This window comes from Thiorhodococcus fuscus (assembly GCF_042682685.1).
In the GTDB taxonomy this organism is placed as follows: Bacteria; Pseudomonadota; Gammaproteobacteria; order Chromatiales; family Chromatiaceae; genus Imhoffiella; species Imhoffiella fuscus.
Genome location: NZ_JBHUHX010000015.1, coordinates 214,176 through 233,199 on the forward strand (window position 1 = coordinate 214,176; position 19,024 = coordinate 233,199).

Annotated in this window: 18 protein-coding genes; 9 read left to right on the forward strand and 9 right to left on the reverse strand. The window is 63.8% G+C overall.

Annotated elements, in window-relative coordinates:
• Positions 1 to 20 precede the first annotated feature (20 nt).
• A complete protein-coding gene (ptsP, locus tag ACFSJC_RS07490) occupies positions 21 to 2,282 on the reverse strand; it encodes a phosphoenolpyruvate--protein phosphotransferase (protein ID WP_386025305.1) in 2,262 nt (753 codons plus the stop codon).
• Between the two features lie 197 nt (positions 2,283 to 2,479).
• On the reverse strand, positions 2,480 to 3,019 hold the full coding sequence (locus ACFSJC_RS07495) for an RNA pyrophosphohydrolase (RefSeq protein WP_007040366.1): 540 nt from the start codon (positions 3,017 to 3,019) through the stop codon (positions 2,480 to 2,482).
• Between the two features lie 286 nt (positions 3,020 to 3,305).
• Between ACFSJC_RS07495 and ACFSJC_RS07500 the strand changes: the two genes are divergently transcribed.
• From ACFSJC_RS07500 to ACFSJC_RS07520, 5 genes are all read left to right on the forward strand, one after another.
• Positions 3,306 to 3,962, forward strand: a complete 657-nt coding sequence (locus ACFSJC_RS07500; RefSeq protein ID WP_386025307.1) for a histidinol-phosphatase — start codon at positions 3,306 to 3,308, stop codon at positions 3,960 to 3,962.
• Positions 3,963 to 4,123: 161 nt separating this feature from the next.
• Positions 4,124 to 4,888, forward strand: a complete 765-nt coding sequence (locus ACFSJC_RS07505) for a GNAT family N-acetyltransferase (RefSeq protein WP_386025309.1) — start codon at positions 4,124 to 4,126, stop codon at positions 4,886 to 4,888.
• Positions 4,889 to 4,895: 7 nt separating this feature from the next.
• Entirely contained in the window at positions 4,896 to 5,732 is an 837-nt protein-coding gene (locus tag ACFSJC_RS07510) for a lysophospholipid acyltransferase family protein (RefSeq protein WP_386025311.1), read from the forward strand.
• The gene (locus tag ACFSJC_RS07515; RefSeq protein ID WP_386025313.1) at positions 5,729 to 6,955 is read left to right on the forward strand and encodes a glycosyltransferase family 4 protein; all 1,227 of its coding nucleotides are present in this window, start codon (positions 5,729 to 5,731) and stop codon (positions 6,953 to 6,955) included. The genes ACFSJC_RS07510 and ACFSJC_RS07515 overlap by 4 nt, the downstream gene beginning before the upstream one ends.
• Positions 6,927 to 7,454, forward strand: coding sequence for a phosphatase PAP2 family protein (locus tag ACFSJC_RS07520; RefSeq protein WP_386025315.1), 528 nt, complete (start codon positions 6,927 to 6,929; stop codon positions 7,452 to 7,454). The genes ACFSJC_RS07515 and ACFSJC_RS07520 overlap by 29 nt, the downstream gene beginning before the upstream one ends.
• A gap of 203 nt (positions 7,455 to 7,657) precedes the next feature.
• Here the strand turns inward: ACFSJC_RS07520 and ACFSJC_RS07525 are convergent, their stop codons facing one another.
• The 3 genes from ACFSJC_RS07525 to ACFSJC_RS07535 all read right to left on the reverse strand — a co-directional run bounded on the left by ACFSJC_RS07525 (position 7,658) and on the right by ACFSJC_RS07535 (position 10,619).
• Positions 7,658 to 8,035 (reverse strand): sulfur globule family protein, encoded by a 378-nt coding sequence (locus ACFSJC_RS07525; protein WP_007042072.1) that lies wholly within the window; start codon positions 8,033 to 8,035, stop codon positions 7,658 to 7,660.
• 219 nt (positions 8,036 to 8,254) lie between these two features.
• Positions 8,255 to 9,058: a uracil-DNA glycosylase gene (locus tag ACFSJC_RS07530; RefSeq protein ID WP_386025317.1), complete on the reverse strand. Its 804-nt coding sequence runs from the start codon at positions 9,056 to 9,058 to the stop codon at positions 8,255 to 8,257.
• Positions 9,059 to 9,068: 10 nt separating this feature from the next.
• Entirely contained in the window at positions 9,069 to 10,619 is a 1,551-nt protein-coding gene (locus ACFSJC_RS07535) for a 2-isopropylmalate synthase (RefSeq protein WP_386025319.1), read from the reverse strand.
• Positions 10,620 to 10,763: 144 nt separating this feature from the next.
• On the opposite strand from ACFSJC_RS07535, the gene ACFSJC_RS07540 reads away from it, so the two are divergent.
• Both ACFSJC_RS07540 and ACFSJC_RS07545 read left to right on the forward strand, forming a co-directional pair.
• Positions 10,764 to 12,272 carry an AAA family ATPase gene (locus ACFSJC_RS07540; protein ID WP_386025321.1) on the forward strand — a complete coding sequence of 503 codons (1,509 nt, stop codon included), beginning with the start codon at positions 10,764 to 10,766 and terminating at the stop codon, positions 12,270 to 12,272.
• A 138-nt stretch (positions 12,273 to 12,410) separates the two neighbouring features.
• Positions 12,411 to 13,331 carry a DnaJ C-terminal domain-containing protein gene (locus ACFSJC_RS07545; RefSeq protein ID WP_386025323.1) on the forward strand — a complete coding sequence of 307 codons (921 nt, stop codon included), beginning with the start codon at positions 12,411 to 12,413 and terminating at the stop codon, positions 13,329 to 13,331.
• Between the two features lie 5 nt (positions 13,332 to 13,336).
• Here the strand turns inward: ACFSJC_RS07545 and nadC are convergent, their stop codons facing one another.
• Positions 13,337 to 14,170 carry a carboxylating nicotinate-nucleotide diphosphorylase gene (nadC, locus tag ACFSJC_RS07550; protein WP_386025364.1) on the reverse strand — a complete coding sequence of 278 codons (834 nt, stop codon included), beginning with the start codon at positions 14,168 to 14,170 and terminating at the stop codon, positions 13,337 to 13,339.
• A 134-nt stretch (positions 14,171 to 14,304) separates the two neighbouring features.
• On the opposite strand from nadC, the gene ampD reads away from it, so the two are divergent.
• Positions 14,305 to 14,898 carry a 1,6-anhydro-N-acetylmuramyl-L-alanine amidase AmpD gene (ampD, locus tag ACFSJC_RS07555; protein WP_465325010.1) on the forward strand — a complete coding sequence of 198 codons (594 nt, stop codon included), beginning with the start codon at positions 14,305 to 14,307 and terminating at the stop codon, positions 14,896 to 14,898.
• A gap of 5 nt (positions 14,899 to 14,903) precedes the next feature.
• Here the strand turns inward: ampD and ACFSJC_RS07560 are convergent, their stop codons facing one another.
• Positions 14,904 to 16,589, reverse strand: coding sequence for a hypothetical protein (locus tag ACFSJC_RS07560; protein ID WP_386025327.1), 1,686 nt, complete (start codon positions 16,587 to 16,589; stop codon positions 14,904 to 14,906).
• Positions 16,590 to 16,842: 253 nt separating this feature from the next.
• Positions 16,843 to 17,487: a GNAT family N-acetyltransferase gene (locus ACFSJC_RS07565; protein WP_386025329.1), complete on the reverse strand. Its 645-nt coding sequence runs from the start codon at positions 17,485 to 17,487 to the stop codon at positions 16,843 to 16,845.
• 371 nt (positions 17,488 to 17,858) lie between these two features.
• On the opposite strand from ACFSJC_RS07565, the gene ACFSJC_RS07570 reads away from it, so the two are divergent.
• Positions 17,859 to 18,497, forward strand: coding sequence for a pseudouridine synthase (locus ACFSJC_RS07570; protein ID WP_386025331.1), 639 nt, complete (start codon positions 17,859 to 17,861; stop codon positions 18,495 to 18,497).
• Here the strand turns inward: ACFSJC_RS07570 and ACFSJC_RS07575 are convergent.
• The gene (locus ACFSJC_RS07575; RefSeq protein ID WP_386025333.1) at positions 18,467 to 18,787 is read right to left on the reverse strand and encodes a hypothetical protein; all 321 of its coding nucleotides are present in this window, start codon (positions 18,785 to 18,787) and stop codon (positions 18,467 to 18,469) included. The two genes, ACFSJC_RS07570 and ACFSJC_RS07575, sit on opposite strands and share 31 nt — an antisense overlap.
• Between the last annotated feature and the right edge of the window lie 237 nt (positions 18,788 to 19,024).

Below are 19,024 nucleotides of genomic sequence, written 5' to 3' on the forward strand. Positions count from 1 at the left end.
GCCGAGCGCTTCTTCGCCGGTTACTTGCCGGGCCGCACCAAGGCGCCAAGCCCGACGCCATCCAGCGCATCCAGGAGCAGCCGGCGCACCGCGCCGGCATCCTCGCACTCGAGCGCGACCTTCAGAACCTCACGCGCCCGCGCCCGGCTGATACTGCGAATAACCCGTTTGACCCGCAGCAGACTGCCCGCCCCCATGCTCAGGCTGTGCACGCCCATACCGAGCAGCAGGAAGATCGCTAGGGGATCGCCAGCCATCTCTCCACAGACGCTCACCTCGCGCCCATGCAGCTTGGCCCCGGTCAGGATCTGCAGTAGCGCGCGCAGAACCGCCGGATGGTATTCGTTGTAGAGCTTGGCGACGTGGGGGTTGTTGCGATCGACGGCCAGCAGATACTGGGTCAGATCATTGGTCCCGACCGAGAGGAAATCGACGCGCCGAGCCAGGGCCTCGGTCTGATAGACGGCAGCGGGCACCTCGATCATGACACCGATCGGCGGCATCTTGACCTGATAGCCCTCCTCCAACAGCTCGTCATGGGCTCGGCGAATCAGCAGAAGGGCATCGTCCACCTCGCCGACCGTGCTGACCATGGGCAAGAGCAAACGCAGATTGTCGAGCCCGATCGCCGCGCGCAGGATGGCCCGCACCTGGGTGAGGAAGATTTCTGGCTGATCGAGCGTGATGCGGATACCGCGCCAGCCCAAAAAGGGATTGGCCTCCTGCATCGGGAAATAGGGCAGCGGCTTGTCGCCACCGATGTCCAGGGTGCGAATGGTCACCGGACGCGGCGCGAACAGTTCCAAGACTTGGCGATAGTTCGCCATCTGGGCTCCCTCGCCCGGGAAGCTGTCGCGCACGATGAAGGGAAGCTCGGTGCGATAGAGGCCGACGCCAGCCGACTCCTCGATCCCCAGCGGACGCGCCTCCGACACCAGACCGGTGTTCAGATAGAGCGGCACCAGATAACCATCGGTGGTCTCGGCCGGCAGGTGTCGAAGGGTCTGCAGCTCGCTCGTCAGCGCGGCGTCGTCCTCGGCGAGCCGCTGGTACTCGGAGCGCACCGCCGGTCCCGGTGAGACGTAGACGCGCCCACGGTAGCCGTCGACCACCATCTCGCGCCCCTCGATCCGGCTGACCGGCAGATCCGAAACGCCCATGGCGGCCGGAATACCCATGCCCCGAGCCAGAATACCGACGTGCGAGGCACCCGAACCCGTCGTCGAGACGATGCCGACCAAACGCTCGCGAGGAACGTCGGCGATCTGCATCGCACTGATCTCCTCACCGACCAGGATCGTCCGGGGCGCGTACTCGACCGGACCGGCCGCCTGATTCTGTAGATGCATCAGGATGCAGCGTCCCAGATCCCGCACGTCCGAGGCACGCTCGCGCAGATAGGCATCGTCCATGTTGTCAAAGACGCGGGCGTGCTCGGTGATCGTCTCGCGCAGGGCGCCAGGCGCCCAATTGCCGGCGCGGATCCGCGACAGCGTCCCATCGATCAGGGTGTCGCTTTCGAGCATCAGACGCCAGGCGTCGAACAGGGCCATGTCCTCGGCGCGCAGATGATTCTGGGTACGCGCCGCGAAGCGCTCCAGATCCTGGATGACATCCCCTACCGCGCGGCGGAACTCATGCACCTCGACCTCGGGGTCGTCGGGACGGCGATCCGGCACCGCATTCAGATCGGCTGGGGGATAGACCACCACGGCCTCGCCGATACCGATTCCGGACGAGGCGGCCAGCCCGGGAAGGAAGCGCTGCGGGATACCGTCGTCTTGGAGACGGGCGAGTTCGCCGCTGGTGCGCGCAAAGGTGATGGCACCGGCCAGCTGCGAGGCGAGGGTCATGACGAAGGTGACCTCGTCCTCCCCGAAATGACGTCGACGACGCTGACGCAGGACCAACACGCCCAGCACCTTGCGGTTCTGGATGATGGGCGCACCGAGGAAACCGTGATAGCGCTCCTCGCCCGTGTCGATGATGCATTCGTAGCGCGGATGATTGGCTGCGTCGTCCAGATTGATAGGCTCGGCCCGTTCGCTGACCAGACCGATCAAACCGCGCCCCAATTCGAGACGCACGCGCCCGACGGCATCCGGACGCAGTCCCTCGCTCGCTTGCAAAACGTGGCGGTGATTCTCGAAATCGTTGAGATAGACCGAGCAGACATCGGCGCCCACCGCCTGTTTGACGCGCCGCACGATGATGTCGAGCGCCAACTGGAGATCGGGGGCGTTGTTGACCTCCTGCACGATACGCCGGAGCGACTCCAACATGCTCGGTGGAGCCGGCTGATGGGGTGTAGCCTGTTGGCTTGGTGAGGGATCGGACAAACTCTTGCCTGAATTCAGCTGAGATGAAAAAAGGCCGCCGCAATAGGGCGAGGTCGATGACCGATCGGCAGAAGCGCCGAAGCGGGGACCAATGCCCCCTGGCGCCCAAGCCGAGATCCGATGTCAGGATCCGATGCCATCTACGGACAGCGCTGCCGCAGGAGCCTCGCCCCACCCGCATAGTGACTCTCTCGCAGGGGAGCTCCATCCGGATAGAGGGTCGGCGCCAACTCCTCAAGCGCCTGCAGATACACATGGCGCTTGAAATAGACGACCTCGTTCAAGGGCTGCCAGTATCGGACCCAGCGCCAGGCGTCGAACTCGGGCTTATCGGTATGGTCGAGACAGAACGCCTCTTCGCCACAGTTCACCCGCAACATGAACCAGATCTGCTTCTGACCGATGCAGGTCGGACCGCAATGGCGGCGGATGTAGCGTTTGGGAAGGTGGTAACGGAGCCAACCGCGCGTGAAACCGAGAATGGTGACCTGCTGCTCCTGCAAACCGACCTCCTCTTCGAGCTCGCGGAACATGGCCTCCTCTGGAGTCTCGTTCGGATTGATGCCTCCCTGAGGGAACTGCCATGCGTTCTGGCCAACGCGGCGTCCCCAGAATAGGCGGCGATCCTGATTGCTCAGGATGATACCGACGTTTGGTCTGAAGCCGTCGTGGTCGATCAAAGGGTCTCATCCAGTTGGCGCTTTCGGACCAATTCTTCCATATCCGACGCATCTGCGGCAAGCAAACAGATCCACTAAGCGATTGCCAATCAACGGCTTGTCCGCACAGGTTGAAGCGGCGCTCGAAATCGAGCCCCGGGATCAGCATCCACGCGGCCCAGTCCCTTGAAACGCGCCAGCAAATCCGCGAGTATCGCCACGCATCGACCGAGTATCGCTGCATGATACCCGTCGGATTGCACTTTCCACCACCCTCGCACAGGCAACCCCCAGGACGCACCTGCGTATGGCTCTCGCACTCTTCGATCTCGACAACACCCTACTCGCTGGCGACTCCGACCATCTATGGGGATGCTTTCTCGCCGCGCGAGGGATCGTCGACGGCGCACACTACGAGCGCGAGAACGAGCGCTTCTACGCCGATTATCGGGCCGGCACCCTGGATATCGACGCATTTCTGCGCTTTTCGCTCCGGCCGCTACGCGACAACCCCAGGGAGACAATGGAGAGGCTGCGCGAGGAATTCATTGCCGAGCAGGTCGAGCCCATCATGCTGGAATCGGCCCGGACGCTCATCGCCCGCCACCGCAATGCCGGCGACACGCTCCTCATCATCACCGCCACCAATGCCTTCGTCACGGCACCGATCGCCGAACGATTCGGCGTGCCACACCTGATCGCGACGGATCCGGCCGAGGTCGGGGGACAGTACAGCGGCGAAGTCGAGGGGACGCCGGCCTTCCGCGAAGGCAAGGTGATCCGACTGGAGGCCTGGCTGCAAGACCAGCACCTGGACCTCGACGGCAGCACCTTCTATAGCGACTCGCACAACGATCTGCCGCTGCTGGAGCGTGTGACGCACCCCGTCGCGGTGGACCCCGACCCCCGCCTGCGCGAGACCGCCGCCTCACGCGGCTGGCCCATCATCTCGCTGCGCGACTGAGCCCGTGCCGCACACCGGCCGTATCCGGGACCGGGGCGGCGCACAGTGCCAGCCAACCCGTCCGCACGTCTTCACCAGCCCGTCATGCCGCCCACATCAAGCTGAAATAGTCGCAAAATATCATAACCCTCTACTTGCCGAACAACTGTCGAGGGTTTTCAATGGCCGTGTCTGCTTCTGCCCAGGTCGCCCCACGCGGTGAGCGACTTTTCGTCGAGCTCGCTACGTCCGAACACGAGGTACGCGAGGCGCAGGCCCTGCGTTATCGGGTCTTCGGCGAAGAAATGGGCGCCAAGCTCAAAGGCGCCGCCCAGCTCGACATCGACGCATTCGACGATTACTGCAAGCATCTCCTGGTCCGCGAGACCAAAACCGGACGGGTGGTCGGCTGCACGCGCATTCTGACCGATAGCGAGGCCAAGCGGCTCGGGCGCTTCTACTCCGAGAGCGAGTTCGACCTTGAGCCCATCAAGGCGCTCCAAGGACGCCTGCTCGAAGTCGGCCGCACCTGTATCGCACCCGAGTTCAGACAGGGCTCCGCCATCGCGGTGCTCTGGTCCGGCCTAGCCGGATTCATCCACCTGCATGGGTTCGACTATCTATTCGGCTGTGCCAGCATGCCGCTCGGCGAGCGGGACATTCAAGCAGCCGCCATCATGAACCGGATACGCCGCCAGGCGATGGGCCCCGAGCACCTTCGGGTGACACCGCGCGCACCGCTGCTCACCAGCCAGACGTCCGACGACACCTTGGACGCCCCCTTGCCGGCACTGCTGCGCGCCTACATCCGGCTCGGCGCCAAGGCCTGCGGCGAACCCTGCCGCGACCCGGATTTCGGCGTCGGCGATGTCCTGATGCTGCTCAACGTCGACGAACTCAACCCGGCGTATTCGCGCCACTTCCTGGAACGCATTAGCGAAAGATGAGAGCCTGATGGTCGGAAAGTCGCTTTGGAGGAGCCTGCGAGTCGTCGAGCACCTGGGTACGGGTGCCTTGATCGCGCTTTACGTCAACCTGCGCTACCGGAACGGGCAACGACCCGACTGGCTACCCCGCGTCACCGCCTGGTGGCACAAGCGGCTGTGCGCCACGCTCGGCGTACGAATCTCGGTTCGCGGCCGACCGGAGCCCGGGTGCCTGCTGATCGCCAACCATATCTCCTGGCTCGACATTCCGATCGTCGGCGCACAGGGCCGGATCGGCTTCCTCTCCAAGTCCGAGGTCCGCGACTGGCCGCTCATCGGCTGGATGGCCGAGATCGCAGGGACCCTCTTCATCGCCCGAGGGGCGAACCAGACGACCGATATCGCTTCTCACATCTCCGATCTGGTCTCGTCCGGCGGCACGCTGGTGATCTTCCCGGAGGGAACCACGACCGACGGCCATGAGGTGCGACGCTTCCACCCCAGGCTCTTCGGCATCGCCCAAGGCTCAGGCCCCAGGATCCAGCCGGTCGCGATCGGCTACCGCCGGGGCACCGACCCAGCACCGGAACGAGAGGCGGCCTATATCGGCGAGGACACACTGGTCGCCAGCCTCTGGCGCATCATCCGTCATCCGAATCTGGTCGCCGACATCCAGTTCCTGCCGCCGATCCAGGCGGACGAGAACACCCCTCGTCGCGCACTGGCCGAGCGCACCCATGACGCGATCACGGAGGCGCTGGGCCTCGCTGCGAAACGCCCTGCACGCCATTGCGCGCCGGAGCCCGCTTCGAACCGCGCGGACAAGGCGATGGATCTCGACCCGACCCTGGCGCTGATCCAATGACGGCGGCAGAACAGAACGCATCCTCGGCGAGGACGCGCCCGACGCTTCGAGTCGCCATCGTCACCGAAACCTATCCGCCCGAGATCAATGGTGTCGCGAACACCATGCTCCATCTCGCCGAAGGGCTCGCAAACCGAGGGCACCGCATCCAACTCGTCCGCCCCAAGCAAACAGCAGATCAAGACAAGACCAAGCCGGCCGGCATGGATCTGATGCTGGTTCCGGGCTTGCCCATTCCCGGCTACCGTGGATTGCGCTTCGGACTACCCGTCTATTGGCGCATGCGCCGCTTCTGGCACCGCAATCGACCGGATCTGATCTACATCGCAACCCAGGGACCGCTCGGCCACGCGGCACTGTCCGCCGCGCGGGCGCTCAACATCCCCGCAATCACCGGCTTCCACACCCAGTTCCAACAATACAGCCGTCATTACGGACTCGGCCTACTGACCCGGCGGATCGCCAATTCGCTGCGCCATTTCCACAACCGGTCGGACACGACGCTCGTGCCGACGGCGGAACTCAAGGCCGAACTGTCCGCAGACGGCTTCCTCAATCTGCACGTCTTCGGCAGGGGGGTGGACGTCGATCAGTTCTCGCCCGCCTGGCGTAGCGCCGAACTGCGCCGCGCCTGGGGCTGCGGGGATGACGACCTGGTCGTGCTCTATGTCGGACGGATCGCGGCGGAGAAAAATCTCGATCTGGCACGCGAGGCGTTCCAGGCCATCCAGTCGAACCGACCGAGCGCGCGCTTCGTGCTGGTCGGAGACGGCCCGGAAGCGGTTCACATGCAGCGCGAATTTCCCGAGTTCATCTTCGTCGGAGCAAAGGTCGGTGCCGAGCTGTCCGCGCACTATGCTTCTGGCGATCTCTTTCTGTTCCCCAGCCTCACCGAAACCTTCGGCAACGTGGTCACCGAGGCCATGGCAAGCGGACTGCCCGTCATCGCCTTCGACTATGCCGCGCCCCACACCCACATCCGTCCCGGGGAGAACGGCGTGACCGTGCCCATGGAGGATCGCGCCGCGTTCGTCGCCGCCAGCCGCGAAACCGTCACCGATCTCGGACGTCTACGTGAAATGGGGAAAGCCGCACGCAAAACGGCCGAGGACATCAGTTGGGATCGAGTTCTGGGCGGGGTCGAGGAACGTCTCTTCGAGGTGATCCACCAACAGCGTGGAACGGAGGCTCGTCATGCAAGTATGGCTACAACAGCTGAATGAAATCGAGGCGCCGGTGTGCCGGCTCTGGAGTCGATCGGGGCAGCGCAACTGGATCCAACGCCCCTTCGCCGTCATCAGCCGTCTCGGCGATGGGGTCTTCTGGTACAGCCTCATGGGCGTCCTGCCTCTGGTCTACGGTCTCACGGGCGTACAGGCCAGTCTGCACATGCTCGCGACGGGCGGTATCGCACTTGCCCTCTACAAGTCACTCAAGGGCGTCACACGCCGCGAACGGCCCTGCCGCTATGCGAGCGACATCATCGCGCTCGTGCCACCGCTCGACCGCTATAGCTTCCCGTCCGGACACACGCTCCACGCGGTCAGCTTTTCGACGGTCGCCATCTACTACATCCCAGAACTGGCCTGGCTGCTGGTGCCTTTCACCTGCCTTGTCGCCGCGTCACGCGTCATACTCGGGCTGCATTACCCCAGCGACGTCCTGGTCGCCACACTGATCGGCCTGGGCCTGGCCTACTGCGGCATCATGCTGGTCGTTTGAAGGCGGTCTCAGCCGTGTAGGGCGCAATAGCGATAGCGTATTGCGCCGCATGGCAGGCTCCTGGCCCGTTTCGAAATGAGCGGCCTCGATTCGGCGTCGAGCCCGCTCAACACTCCCTGTTTCGTCGACTATTAGCAGTCGACCAAAACGAAAAAAGCCAGGCAAATGCCTGGCTTTTTCGAGCAGTGCTCTAACGCTGAGGCTTACTTGGACTCGGACTGAGCCGGAGCAGCCGGAGCGGGAGCGACAGGCGCGTAAGGAGCGGCGTAGGGGAAGGCGTAGGGATAGCCGCCACCGTAGTAGGGAGCGCCATAACCGCCGTACGGATAACCGCCGTAGTAAGGAGCGCCATAACCATAGCCGTAGCCACGGCCATAGCCACGGTTGTAGCCACGACCGTGGCCACCGCCGCTCATGCTCATGTTGAAGTCGCCGTAGCCATCACCGAAGAAATCGTCCATCCAATCGCCCATTCCATTGCCGTAGCCAGGACCGCCCCAACCCGGGCCCCACCATGCGGAAGCGGAAGCGGAAACACCCAGCAAAGCGGCAACAGCGGCAGCAGTAGCAAGCTTCTTCATTTTTTCTCTCCGAGAATTTTATGTCGTTGGCAGCAAGCGCGGCCACGTTCACTCCGGCGGCCACGGGAAAGATTATATTAGAAAATAATTAAATAAGAAATTACATTTAGCTATCGCATTTGACTTCTTTATTGCCAAAAACGATAACAGTCCATCCCGCACCTACAGATCGTTGAACCGGTCCTCGCCCGAAGTCCAAGAGACGTCCGGCGCCAAGGCTTACTCCGTCCCCGATGCATCCAGCCGCCGTCGCACCGTCGTCAGGTCGTCCCAGACCTTGGACTTCTGCTCGGGAGAGCGTAGCAAATACGCCGGGTGATAGGTGACCCGAACCGGAATCCGCTCCGGTCCAAACTCCAGCCAGCGACCACGCAACCGACCGACGCTCTCGTCCGTCTGCAAGAGATGCTGTGCGGCGATCCGTCCGACCGCCAGGATCAGCTCGGGCCGAATCAGTCGCAGCTGGCCGAGTAGAAAGCCCTGGCATCGCTGCGATTCCTCCTGACGCGGATCTCGATTGCCCGGCGGACGACATTTGAGGACATTTGCAATATAGACGGTTTCGCGCGGACAGCCGATAGCCTCCAGCATGCGGTTCAAGAGCTGTCCGGCACGCCCGACGAATGGCTCGCCCTGGCGATCCTCGTCCGCGCCCGGAGCCTCGCCGACGACCAGCAGCCGGGCCTGGCGATTGCCCACGCCAAAGACCGTTTGGGTACGCGTATCGCAGAGCCCGCAGGCACGACAGGCGACGACCGCCGCTTCCAGCTCGTCCCAATCCATGGTCTGCGGATCCGACGCCGTCGCCTTGGCTGGAGCAGCGGTCTCGACGATCACCGGCTCGCTCGGCACCTCAACGATGGGTGGCGGGTCCTGCGCCTCCAGACCGACCGAGGGTTCGGGCGCAGCGGAGGCCGCCTCCTCGATCGACGAGGCTGCGACCAAACGCTCCACGCCGGGTCGCAGCGTCCAGATCCTGACGCCCATGGCCGCCAGATAGTCTCGGCGGCGCGTCTCATCCATCACGCCGGCCTCAAACCTCGCCGGTCTGCGGATGGGCACGCTCGGCCGGCTGCAGGATCTTGTTGCAGGCGTTGATATAGGCCCTGGCCGAGGCGATGAGGATATCGGTATCGGCGCCCTGGCCGTTGACGATGCGCCCGCCCTTTTCCAAGCGCACCGTCACCTCGCCCTGCGCGTCGGTGCCGCTGGTGATGGCATTGACCGAATAGAGCTTGAGCGTCGTTTCACTCTCGACGATCGACTCGATGGCCTTGAAGGTCGCGTCCACCGGACCACCCCCGGTCGCGGTTCCTGCCTTCTCCACCCCATCGAATGCGAGCACCAGCTCGGCCGTCGGGGTCTCGCCCGTCTCCGAGCAGACGCGCATCGAGACCAGTTTGACGCGCTCGTTGGTGATGCCCAGCGTGGTGTCCGTGACCAACGCCTGCAGATCCTCGTCGAAGATTTCGTGTTTCTTATCGGCAAGATCCTTGAAGCGCGAGAAGGCGGCATTGAGCTCCTCTTCGGAGTTCAGGATCACGCCCAGCTCCTGGAGCCGCGCGCGGAAGGCGTTACGTCCGGAATGTTTGCCGAGCACCATACGGTTCTCGGACCAACCGACGTCCTGGGCGCACATGATCTCGTAGGTCTCGCGGTTCTTGAGCACACCGTCCTGATGGATGCCAGACTCATGCGCGAAGGCGTTGGCACCGACCACCGCCTTGTTGGGCTGCACGGCGAACCCTGTGATGCCAGAGACCAATCGCGAGCAGTTCATGATCTGGGTGGTGTCGAGACGGGTATCGCACTCGAAGAGATCCTGACGGGTGCGCACCGTCATCACGATCTCCTCCAACGCGGCATTGCCGGCGCGCTCGCCGAGACCGTTGATGGTGCACTCGACCTGACGCGCGCCGTTGCGCACCGCCGCCAGGGAGTTGGCGACCGCGAGCCCCAGGTCGTTGTGACAGTGTACCGAGAAGATCGCCTTGTCCGCGTTGGGGATACGCTCGCGCAGGGTTGCGATCAGACTGCCGAACTGATCCGGGATGTTGTAGCCCACGGTGTCCGGGATATTGAGCGTCGTGGCGCCTGCGTCGATCACCGCCTCCAGGATCCGGCACAGGAAATCGATCTCCGAGCGCCCTGCGTCCTCGGGCGAGAACTCGACGTCATCGGTATAGCGACGCGCGCGATTCACGGCGTAGACCGCCTGCTCCAGCACCTGATCCGGGCTCATGCGCAGCTTCTTCTCCATATGGATCGGAGAGGTCGCGATGAAGGTGTGAATACGCCCGGCATTGGCACCCTTGAGCGCCTCGCCCGCACGGTCGAGATCATTGTCGAGCGCGCGAGCCAGACCGCACACCCGGCTGTCCTTGACCGCCTCAGCGACCGCCTTGACCGCCTCGAAGTCCCCCGGACTCGCGATCGGAAAGCCGGCCTCGATCACATCCACCCGCATGCGCTCCAATGCCTTGGCGATGCGCACCTTCTCGTCTCGGGTCATGGAGGCCCCGGGACTCTGCTCGCCATCGCGCAGCGTGGTATCGAAGATGATCAGTTGCTCTTTTGCGGTCATGGATGATCTCTGGACGTTGACTGAGGTTGCATCGAGCATCTCATTTTAGGCGATGCAGCACTCAGCGCGAGCCTCTCTTGTGAAACCCCGGAATACCTGATAATCCTGACGCCAACATCGACCGCGCAAAACGACGATCCACCGATGACCCCAGATCTACACGACCTGGAACTGTTGTTGCGTTCCGACACCCCCATCGTACTCATCGAATCCCTAGAGGAATCGCGGGTGCTGGAGCTGTTCGCCCGACTGGCGATCCGCATCTCCGAGCCCTCCTTCCGCTGGACCGTGACCGATGGACTGCAGCGCATCGAGTACGACACCAATCCGCAACGCACGCTCGCCGAGCCAACCGACGTGCTGAAGCACATGCGGGTGACGCCGCAACGCGGCATCTACATCCTGCTCGATTTCCACCCCTATCTGGACGACCCGCTGCATGTACGTCTGCTGAAGGAAATCGCGCTCGGTTACGGCGAACTGCCGCGCACCCTGGTATTGGTCAGCCACGCAATCGACATCCCACCCGAGTTGCGTCATCTGAGCGTTCGCTTCACTCTGCGATTGCCGGACCGCAATCGCATCCTGGCGCTCATCCACGAGGAGGCCAAACTCTGGCAGGAGATCGGCGATTCGGGGGCGGTGCGCACCAATCGGACCCTGCTCAATCAGCTCGCCGACAACCTGCTCGGCATCACCGAATCCGATGCGCGCCGCCTCATCCGCAACGCCATCCGTAACGACGGGACCATCACCAAACAGGACGTGGAGTCGGTCAAACGCGCGAAGTACGAACTCCTGAGCCCGGAAGGGATCATCAGCTTCGAGTACGACACCCGCTCCTTCGCGGACATCGCCGGACTCTCCAACCTCAAGTCATGGATCGACCGACGGCGCGACGCCTTCCTCGATCCGGAGCGCCAGCGCGACCATCCGCGCGGTATCCTGCTGCTTGGCGTTCAGGGCGGAGGCAAGAGCCTGGCGGCCAAAGCCGTCGCAGGCCGGCTCGGCGTACCACTGCTACGGCTCGACTTCGGCGCCCTCTACGACAAATACATCGGCGAGACCGAAAAGAACCTGCGCAAGGCGCTCGAAACCGCTGACCTCATGTCGCCCTGCGTCCTTTGGATCGACGAGATCGAAAAGGGAATCGCCACAGGTTCGGAAGACGAGGGCGTCGGACGCCGCGTGCTGGGGACGCTCCTGACCTGGATGGCCGAGCGCAACAGCCGCGTCTTTTTGGCGGCAACCGCCAACGACATCTCGCGCCTACCGCCGGAGCTCATCCGCAAGGGTCGCATCGACGAACTCTTCTTCGTCGACCTGCCGCCGCCCGAGGTTCGCCGCGACATCTTCGCCATCCATCTGCGCCAGCGCGGACTGGATCCGGACCGCTTCGACCTCGACCGCCTGACCGAGGCGAGCGAGGGATTCACCGGCGCGGGCATCGAGCAGGCGGTCGTTTCCGCGCTCTATGCCGACCCGACCGCCGAGAGCACGCCAAACACCGAGCGATTGCTCGACGAACTGACCAGCACCCAGCCGCTCTCGGTCGTCATGGACCACCAACTCCAGCGGCTCAGAGACTGGGCCAAGAGCCGCACCGTGCCGGCCCATGCCAACGCAACCGGCCTGGGCAGCAAGCACCCGTGAGCAGCCCCCGGATCCATCGGCGCGCGCCCGGTCCGTCACCGGCTCGAACGAACTGCAATCCCGCTGCATGCCCCCATCTACAACCCCGAATCGGACGTCCTCGCCCGACCGCCACCACGCCGACCCTGAGACGCTTTGATGCATTACAAGGACTACTACAAGACACTCGGAGTCGCCCGCACCGCGACCCAAGACGAGATCAAGCGCGCCTATCGGCGCCTGGCCCGCAAGTACCACCCGGACGTCAGCAAGGAACCGAACGCCGAGACGCGATTCAAGGAGGTCAACGAGGCCAACGAGGTGTTGCACGACCCCGAGAAACGGGCCGCCTATGACGCGCTGGGCAACAACTGGCGCGCCGGACAGGACTTCCGTCCGCCGCCGGGATCGGCCTATCGGGACTTCGAATTCAATTCGAACGAAAACACCGAATTCAGCGATTTTTTCTCCAGCATCTTCGGCCGCGCCTTCCGTGGCGAAACCGGAGGCGCCCGCCAGCGACGCGGAGAGGACAAGACCATCAAATTCGCCATCGACCTCGAAGACGCCTACAAGGGCGCGACCCGCCAGCTCACAGTGGAGAGTTCCGGCGGCGCCGGACCCGGCAAACAGAAGAGCAAGACGCTGAACGTCCGCATTCCACCGGGCGTGACGCAGGGGCGCCAGATCCGACTCGCCGGTCAGGGCTCGCCCGGTACGGGCGGTGGTCCAGCCGGCGATCTCTATCTGGAAATCGAACTCAAGCCACATCGGCATTTCACCGTCGAGGGCCGAGAGATCCAGCTCCGACTGCCGATCGCCCCCTGGGAGGCGGCGCTCGGCGCGCAGATCACAGTTCCGACGCTTGGCGGCACGGTCAGTCTCAAGATTCCCGCCGGATCCCAGTCGGGCAAGAAGCTGCGACTCAAGGGACGCGGACTGCCAGGTTCACCGCCAGGCGACGAAATGGTTCTGCTGGAAATCGTCACCCCGGCCGCAACGACCGAGGCCGCAAAGGCGATCTACCGCGACATGGCCGAACGCCTTCAGTTCAACCCTCGGGCCGAACTGGGGCTCTGACCGGCTCAAGCCGAGACGAACCGCATCGAGAGGTCCACGGCCCGCACATCCTTGGTCAGAGCGCCGACCGAGATGCGATCGACGCCCGTCTCGGCAATGGGCCGAATGGTCTCCAGATCGACACCACCGGAGGCTTCGAGCAGGGCGCGCCCGGCGTTCAGCGCAACCGCGCAGCGCAGATCGTCGAGCGAGAAGTTGTCCAGCAGCACCATCCCCGCCCCGGCGTCCAGCGCCTCCTGGAGTTCGGCGATGGACTCGACCTCGATCTCGATCGGCACCTCGGCACCCAAGGCGCGCGCCGCCTCCAACGCCGCCCGAATCGAGCCGGCGGCGAGGATGTGGTTCTCCTTGATAAGGATGGCGTCGAAGAGACCGATGCGGTGGTTATGGCAGCCGCCGCAAAGCACGGCATATTTCTGCTGAATGCGCAGCCCGGGCAGCGTCTTGCGGGTATCCAGCACCCGAGCCGGTAGACCGGCCACGGCATCGGCATAACGCCGGGCCAGCGTCGCGGTACCCGACAGGGTCTGGAGAAGATTCATGGCGGTCCGTTCACCGGTCAAAAGGGCGCGGACGCTGCCCTCCAGCACGCACAGACGCTGGCCAGACCGGATCGCATCGCCGTCCCCGGCCTCCCAGGTCAAACGGCAGGCGGAGTCCAGCACCCGAAATACGGTCTCGAACCAGGCGCAGCCGCAGAGCGTCGCCGACTCCCGCGTGATGAGTTCGACCCGCGCGATCTGATCGGCAGGCAACAGCGACGCGGTGAGATCGCCGCTGCCGACGTCCTCCTCCAAGGCGGCGCGAACCTGACGCTCGACCAGGTCGAGCGACGGCATGAATCGGCTCGGATCCTCCACGGAGGAAGGGATCGACTCGACATTCTGACTGGGGTTGGACGTCACTCGGTTGGCTCCTTGGCATCGAACGGGGTCGACAGGATAAGATGGATTCTCGTCCTTGCGGAGCCTGAATGCAGTCGATGACCGAGCGACATGATGAATCAGCGGGCAAACCGGCGTCCGAGCTGGATGCCGAGGGCTGGATCGGCGGCGCGCTGCGGCGCCCCTCGCCCAATCAGGACGACCGCCCCCCGGACACCCAGATCGACCTACTGGTGATCCACAATATCAGCCTGCCGCCGGGGACCTTCGGTGGCGGCTGGATCGACGACCTCTTCCTGAACCGACTCGACCCCAGCGCGCATCCCTATTTCGCGCCCATCGCCCATGTCAGGGTCTCCTCGCACCTGCTGATCCGCCGCGACGGTGCGCTGATTCAGTATGTCCCCTGCGAGCGCCGCGCCTGGCATGCCGGAGCCTCGTCCTTCGAGGGACGCGAGCGCTGCAACGATTATTCGATCGGCATCGAGCTGGAGGGCACCGATCAGGTTCCATTCACCGACGCCCAGTACCAACGGCTCGCCGACTGCACCCACTGGATTCGCGCGCGCTATCCGGCCATCACCCGCGAGCGCATCGCGGGACACAGCGACATCGCGCCCGGACGCAAGACGGATCCAGGCCCCGCCTTCGACTGGCCGCGCTATCTGGGCCTCTGCCAATAGCCCGCTCAATTCTGGGCAAAGTCGGTCCACCCCTCCAGCCAGCTGGTCCGAGCGCCAGGGCGAATGGCCCCGATGAAGCTGGCCGCCTCGTCCCAGAACTCGCCCTGAGACGGCTGAACGGCCAATCGCACCAATCGTTCGTCGTACTCCGGGACGAAGTCGGCCGCCGTCCAGACTGGCCCGGCATGCGTGAGAAGAGGCGTCTGGATGACGGCCTCATGGCCGGCATCGACTGGAAGGAGGCTCGATTCGTCGAACCCGCCATCGTCGTCGCCATCACCCTCCTCGACCTCGAACAGCCGCTCGTTGAGGCCCCCGGCGAAGACCAGTCCCTCAAGACGCAACGCACCCTGCTCGATCTGCTCCACCGTCGAGCGATCGCGAATATCGATGGCTTCGAGGGAAAAGTCGGCGATCAGAAAATTCCGCAGAATGCCGGCGGTTCCGCGTCGGAGCACCATACCGCGTTGCCCCACAGCCCGATTACGACCACCGATGATGGTCACGTTCGAAAGCGTCGGAGCGGATCGCGGGACCGCGTCATGATCGCTATCGAGGTTATCCGCCTCGATGCCGTTATCGCCAGCGTTCGCATCCTGCACGATCACGATGAATTGGCCGAAACCGGTCCAGCCGCGATCCCAATCCAGCCCATCGTCCGCCGCGCCGGATATGACCACATGGCTCAGGTTTGCGCTGCCGCCAAACAGCTCGATCCCGTCGTCGAGTCCCTGATGGACCTGGACGAAGCGAAGGATGGTTCCTTTGCCGCATCCGCCGAGCGTCAGCCCATTCAGTTCGTTGTCCTTCGAGATCTCATAGCCGGCATATTCGATGCGAACGTATTGCAGGATGCCGCAGCTGTCCGAATCGGCCTGACCGCCAAAGAAGCCGCGCGGATCTCCCGCGTCGATGCCCTCGATATGGGCGACCGGTGTATTGACCGGCGCGTTCCCGAGCAGAACCACCCCACCCCAATCGCCCCGATGACGTGCTCCAACCGGATTGGCGCTGGTGAAAACGATCGGATCCTGGGCGGACCCGTGGGCGTTGATACGGGCATCCCGGGTGACGATCAGCGCGGACCCAGGCTCGCCAAGCACCCGCACGCCCGGCTCGATGGTCAGAATCGCATTGCCTTCGACGAAGACCAGGCCGCTCAGACGGTAGGTCGATCCCGAGCGCCAATGGGTGTCCTGGGCGAGACTGCCCTCCACCCGGACCTGAGTCATCCGCTGAAGAAGCCCCGTCGCGCTGGCCACATAGATACCGACGCTCAAGGAGACCAGAATCAGCATCAGCAGCAACGCCTTCACCCCGCCCTTGCCACCCGTCGGACCGCGCTCCAATCGCGGCGCTCCAACTGCGGCGCCGGAGACAGGATGCGCCAACGGCACGGCGTCGCGATCGAAGGACGACGCATCCCTCCCCCCCTGGTGCAGGTGAGCAGAAAACGCCACGACCTCCTCCGCAAGCGCGCGGATACCGGGATCGGACGACTCCAGCATCTTTCCGAGCAGGTCGTCGCGATAATCCGCGTCCTTGCGCAGGGCATGGAAATGCACGTAGTGAACACCCGGAACGCTATCGGACGGCGCCTGATCCACCGCCCGTTTCAGGGTCCAAAGCAGAGAGACGAAGCGGGCGTTCTTGCTATCGTCATCTTGACCATCGGTTGCGAACGAAGACATCGGAAACCACCGAGCGAAGACCAGCCTCGCCGGGCTATAACGCGCAAGAACCTCGGGCCGCGCGAGCAACCTGGATTCCACCGCCTACCCGCCGAAACCTGGAGAGGAAGAGCATCAGTAGGCTCACGCTATCAAGGGATTCTTACCGAATGACGACCTGCTCGCGACGATTTCGCGACCAAGCCTCAAAATGTGACGGAGTTCGCTTGCAATCTATTCGGTACCTACGGGATTTCCGAGTGCGGCCGAACAGCTAGACCCGACCGTGCCCCAAGTGCGACTCGGTCGGCAGGGAATCGGCACTCCACGGCCAACGCTCCAGCCATCGCGCCCAGGACGCCCGCCCGAGATCGAAGGTCAGATCCAGAGCGCGCGAGGCAACCCGGACGCCCGCCTCGAATGCCAGCTTGGGAAGCGCCCAGGGGGCGTGGAGCGACCTCGCAGACACCTCCGCTAAGGTCGGAGGCAGCTCGTAGTCGAATTCCAGCGATCCACCCTCGTGCCAGCGGAGCTGTCCATCCAATCGCGCCACCAGGGCACGCATACCAAGGTTGGACGCCAAGATATCGCAGTGGATGCGCCGGAAGCCCTGCTCCGAGGCAGCCGCAATGAGCGCGTCCAGCAGGGCCGTTCCCACACCGCGACCTTGCGCCGCGTCGATCACCGCCATGGCCAGCTCGCAGCCATCCGAATCCTGCCCTTGGCGAATGCAGCGCCCCGCCCCTAAGGGCTCGATCTCCTCACCGAGCGGACCCAGCCGAACGACGCCCAGCGCGATATGGTCACGACCGTCGGCGCTGGTGAAAAAGTCCAGATCGGTCTCGGTCAGCGTGGGCTTGATACCGAAAAAACGCATCCGACGGGAGGCTGCGGACAAGCCATCGAAGCAAACAGTCATGAAATCCCGATCGTCGGGACCAATTGAACGAACGCGACATAGGGTTCCATCCTTGAGCCGAACGCGTTTTTGAAATGCCCTTGCGAACGGATCTTTATCGGACATCGAGAACCTCGGCCATGCGGCCTGTTGCGGTCCAGCCCTAGGGTGCCGATCGGAAGACGTGGATCGACACTGGGTGCCTGGACGATTGTGCACTGCAACATAAGATGGCGACAGATGCCAAAAGATCCATGGAAATGCTTTTGTACTCAGTGTTCTTCCGATGAATGGTTCCCTCTAGTCGCGCTGTCGCAAGACGACCGTAACGCCCGAAGACCCGGCCGGGACGCATGTAGAATGGCCCCATTCGGAATCACTGGACTTCCCGCATGCCCCGCCTCGTCCTCTTCAACAAGCCATACGGCGTTCTCAGCCAATTCACCGGCGCACCGGCGGGCTTGGGCGTCACGCTTGCCGACTATCTGCCGTTGCCGGGCGTCTATCCGGCCGGCCGACTGGACAAGGACAGCGAGGGGTTGCTTCTGCTGACCGACGACGGGGCACTTCAGCACCGCATCAGCCATCCGAAGCACAAGGAGTGGAAGACCTACTGGGCGCAGGTCGAGGGCACGCCCGATGAGACTCAGCTGGAGCAGCTTCGACGTGGCGTCACGCTGAACGACGGACCAACGCGGCCGGCCCGTGTCCGCAACCTGGCGGAACCGGACCTCTGGCCGCGCGATCCGCCGGTGCGCTTTCGCAAAAGCGTCCCGACCGCCTGGATCGAGCTCGAGATCCACGAGGGACGCAACCGACAGGTCCGACGCATGACCGCCGCCGTCGGACTGCCAACCCTGCGGCTCGTGCGAGCCGCGATCGGAACATGGCGACTCGATGCGCTCGCGCCTGGCGACTATCGGGTGATCGAGACGGATTCGACATCGCGGGACCGCCGCGAACCGACCCCGGAGGCACGCGAGCGCAACACCCGACCGCGTCAGTCGCGCCAGCGATCCCGACGGCCGTGATCGTCCCAGTGACGATGACCATGGCCATGTCCATGACGGTAGTATCGCCGTGGCGGGTAGTCGTAGCGCCGGTAATGACGCGAAGGAACCTCATAGTAACGCTCGACCACCACCGGAGCGGGCCGATAGACCCGAGGCGGCGGAGCCGCATCGAGCAAGATGCCGGTAAATAGACCGCCGACGAATCCGGCAGCCGCTGCGGCCCCCGCATCGCCCCTGTAGGCGTAGGCGCCGGTGGCACTGGTTGAGAGAACGACTAAGGTTGCAGCCAGAAGTATCGATCGTTTCACAGGGATGACCTCGCCATTTGGAAACCTTCCATCTTCAATCGAGCCGAAACCCTTGCCCCGCATCTGCAATTCGAGCCTGCGGAGGGTCCAGAGCCGGCCAAGATGGCTAAAGAGTGCACGTGTCAAGATGAACGGAGGCTGAATGGATACACGACAGAGGTGTATTGATGCGCCAGGAGGAACCCGCAGACGACACAGCCCGCCCCGGCTGAACGCCCCCGGTTCGAAGCCTATCGC

Bases quoted from the DNA above. Each gene is read 5' to 3' on its own strand.
- ACFSJC_RS07570 (WP_386025331.1), top strand. From the start codon at position 17,859: ATGCCCCGCCTCGTCCTCTTCAACAAGCCATACGGCGTTCTCAGCCAA.
- ACFSJC_RS07560 (WP_386025327.1), bottom strand. From the start codon at position 16,589: ATGTCTTCGTTCGCAACCGATGGTCAAGATGACGATAGCAAGAACGCC.
- ACFSJC_RS07515 (WP_386025313.1), top strand. From the start codon at position 5,729: ATGACGGCGGCAGAACAGAACGCATCCTCGGCGAGGACGCGCCCGACG.
- ptsP (WP_386025305.1), bottom strand. From the start codon at position 2,282: ATGTTGGAGTCGCTCCGGCGTATCGTGCAGGAGGTCAACAACGCCCCC.
- ACFSJC_RS07500 (WP_386025307.1), top strand. From the start codon at position 3,306: ATGGCTCTCGCACTCTTCGATCTCGACAACACCCTACTCGCTGGCGAC.
- ACFSJC_RS07545 (WP_386025323.1), top strand. From the start codon at position 12,411: ATGCATTACAAGGACTACTACAAGACACTCGGAGTCGCCCGCACCGCG.
- ACFSJC_RS07530 (WP_386025317.1), bottom strand. From the start codon at position 9,058: ATGGATGAGACGCGCCGCCGAGACTATCTGGCGGCCATGGGCGTCAGG.
- ACFSJC_RS07525 (WP_007042072.1), bottom strand. From the start codon at position 8,035: ATGAAGAAGCTTGCTACTGCTGCCGCTGTTGCCGCTTTGCTGGGTGTT.
- ACFSJC_RS07565 (WP_386025329.1), bottom strand. From the start codon at position 17,487: ATGACTGTTTGCTTCGATGGCTTGTCCGCAGCCTCCCGTCGGATGCGT.
- ACFSJC_RS07505 (WP_386025309.1), top strand. From the start codon at position 4,124: ATGGCCGTGTCTGCTTCTGCCCAGGTCGCCCCACGCGGTGAGCGACTT.
- ACFSJC_RS07520 (WP_386025315.1), top strand. From the start codon at position 6,927: ATGCAAGTATGGCTACAACAGCTGAATGAAATCGAGGCGCCGGTGTGC.
- ampD (WP_465325010.1), top strand. From the start codon at position 14,305: ATGCAGTCGATGACCGAGCGACATGATGAATCAGCGGGCAAACCGGCG.
- ACFSJC_RS07535 (WP_386025319.1), bottom strand. From the start codon at position 10,619: ATGACCGCAAAAGAGCAACTGATCATCTTCGATACCACGCTGCGCGAT.
- ACFSJC_RS07510 (WP_386025311.1), top strand. From the start codon at position 4,896: ATGGTCGGAAAGTCGCTTTGGAGGAGCCTGCGAGTCGTCGAGCACCTG.
- nadC (WP_386025364.1), bottom strand. From the start codon at position 14,170: ATGCCGTCGCTCGACCTGGTCGAGCGTCAGGTTCGCGCCGCCTTGGAG.
- ACFSJC_RS07540 (WP_386025321.1), top strand. From the start codon at position 10,764: ATGACCCCAGATCTACACGACCTGGAACTGTTGTTGCGTTCCGACACC.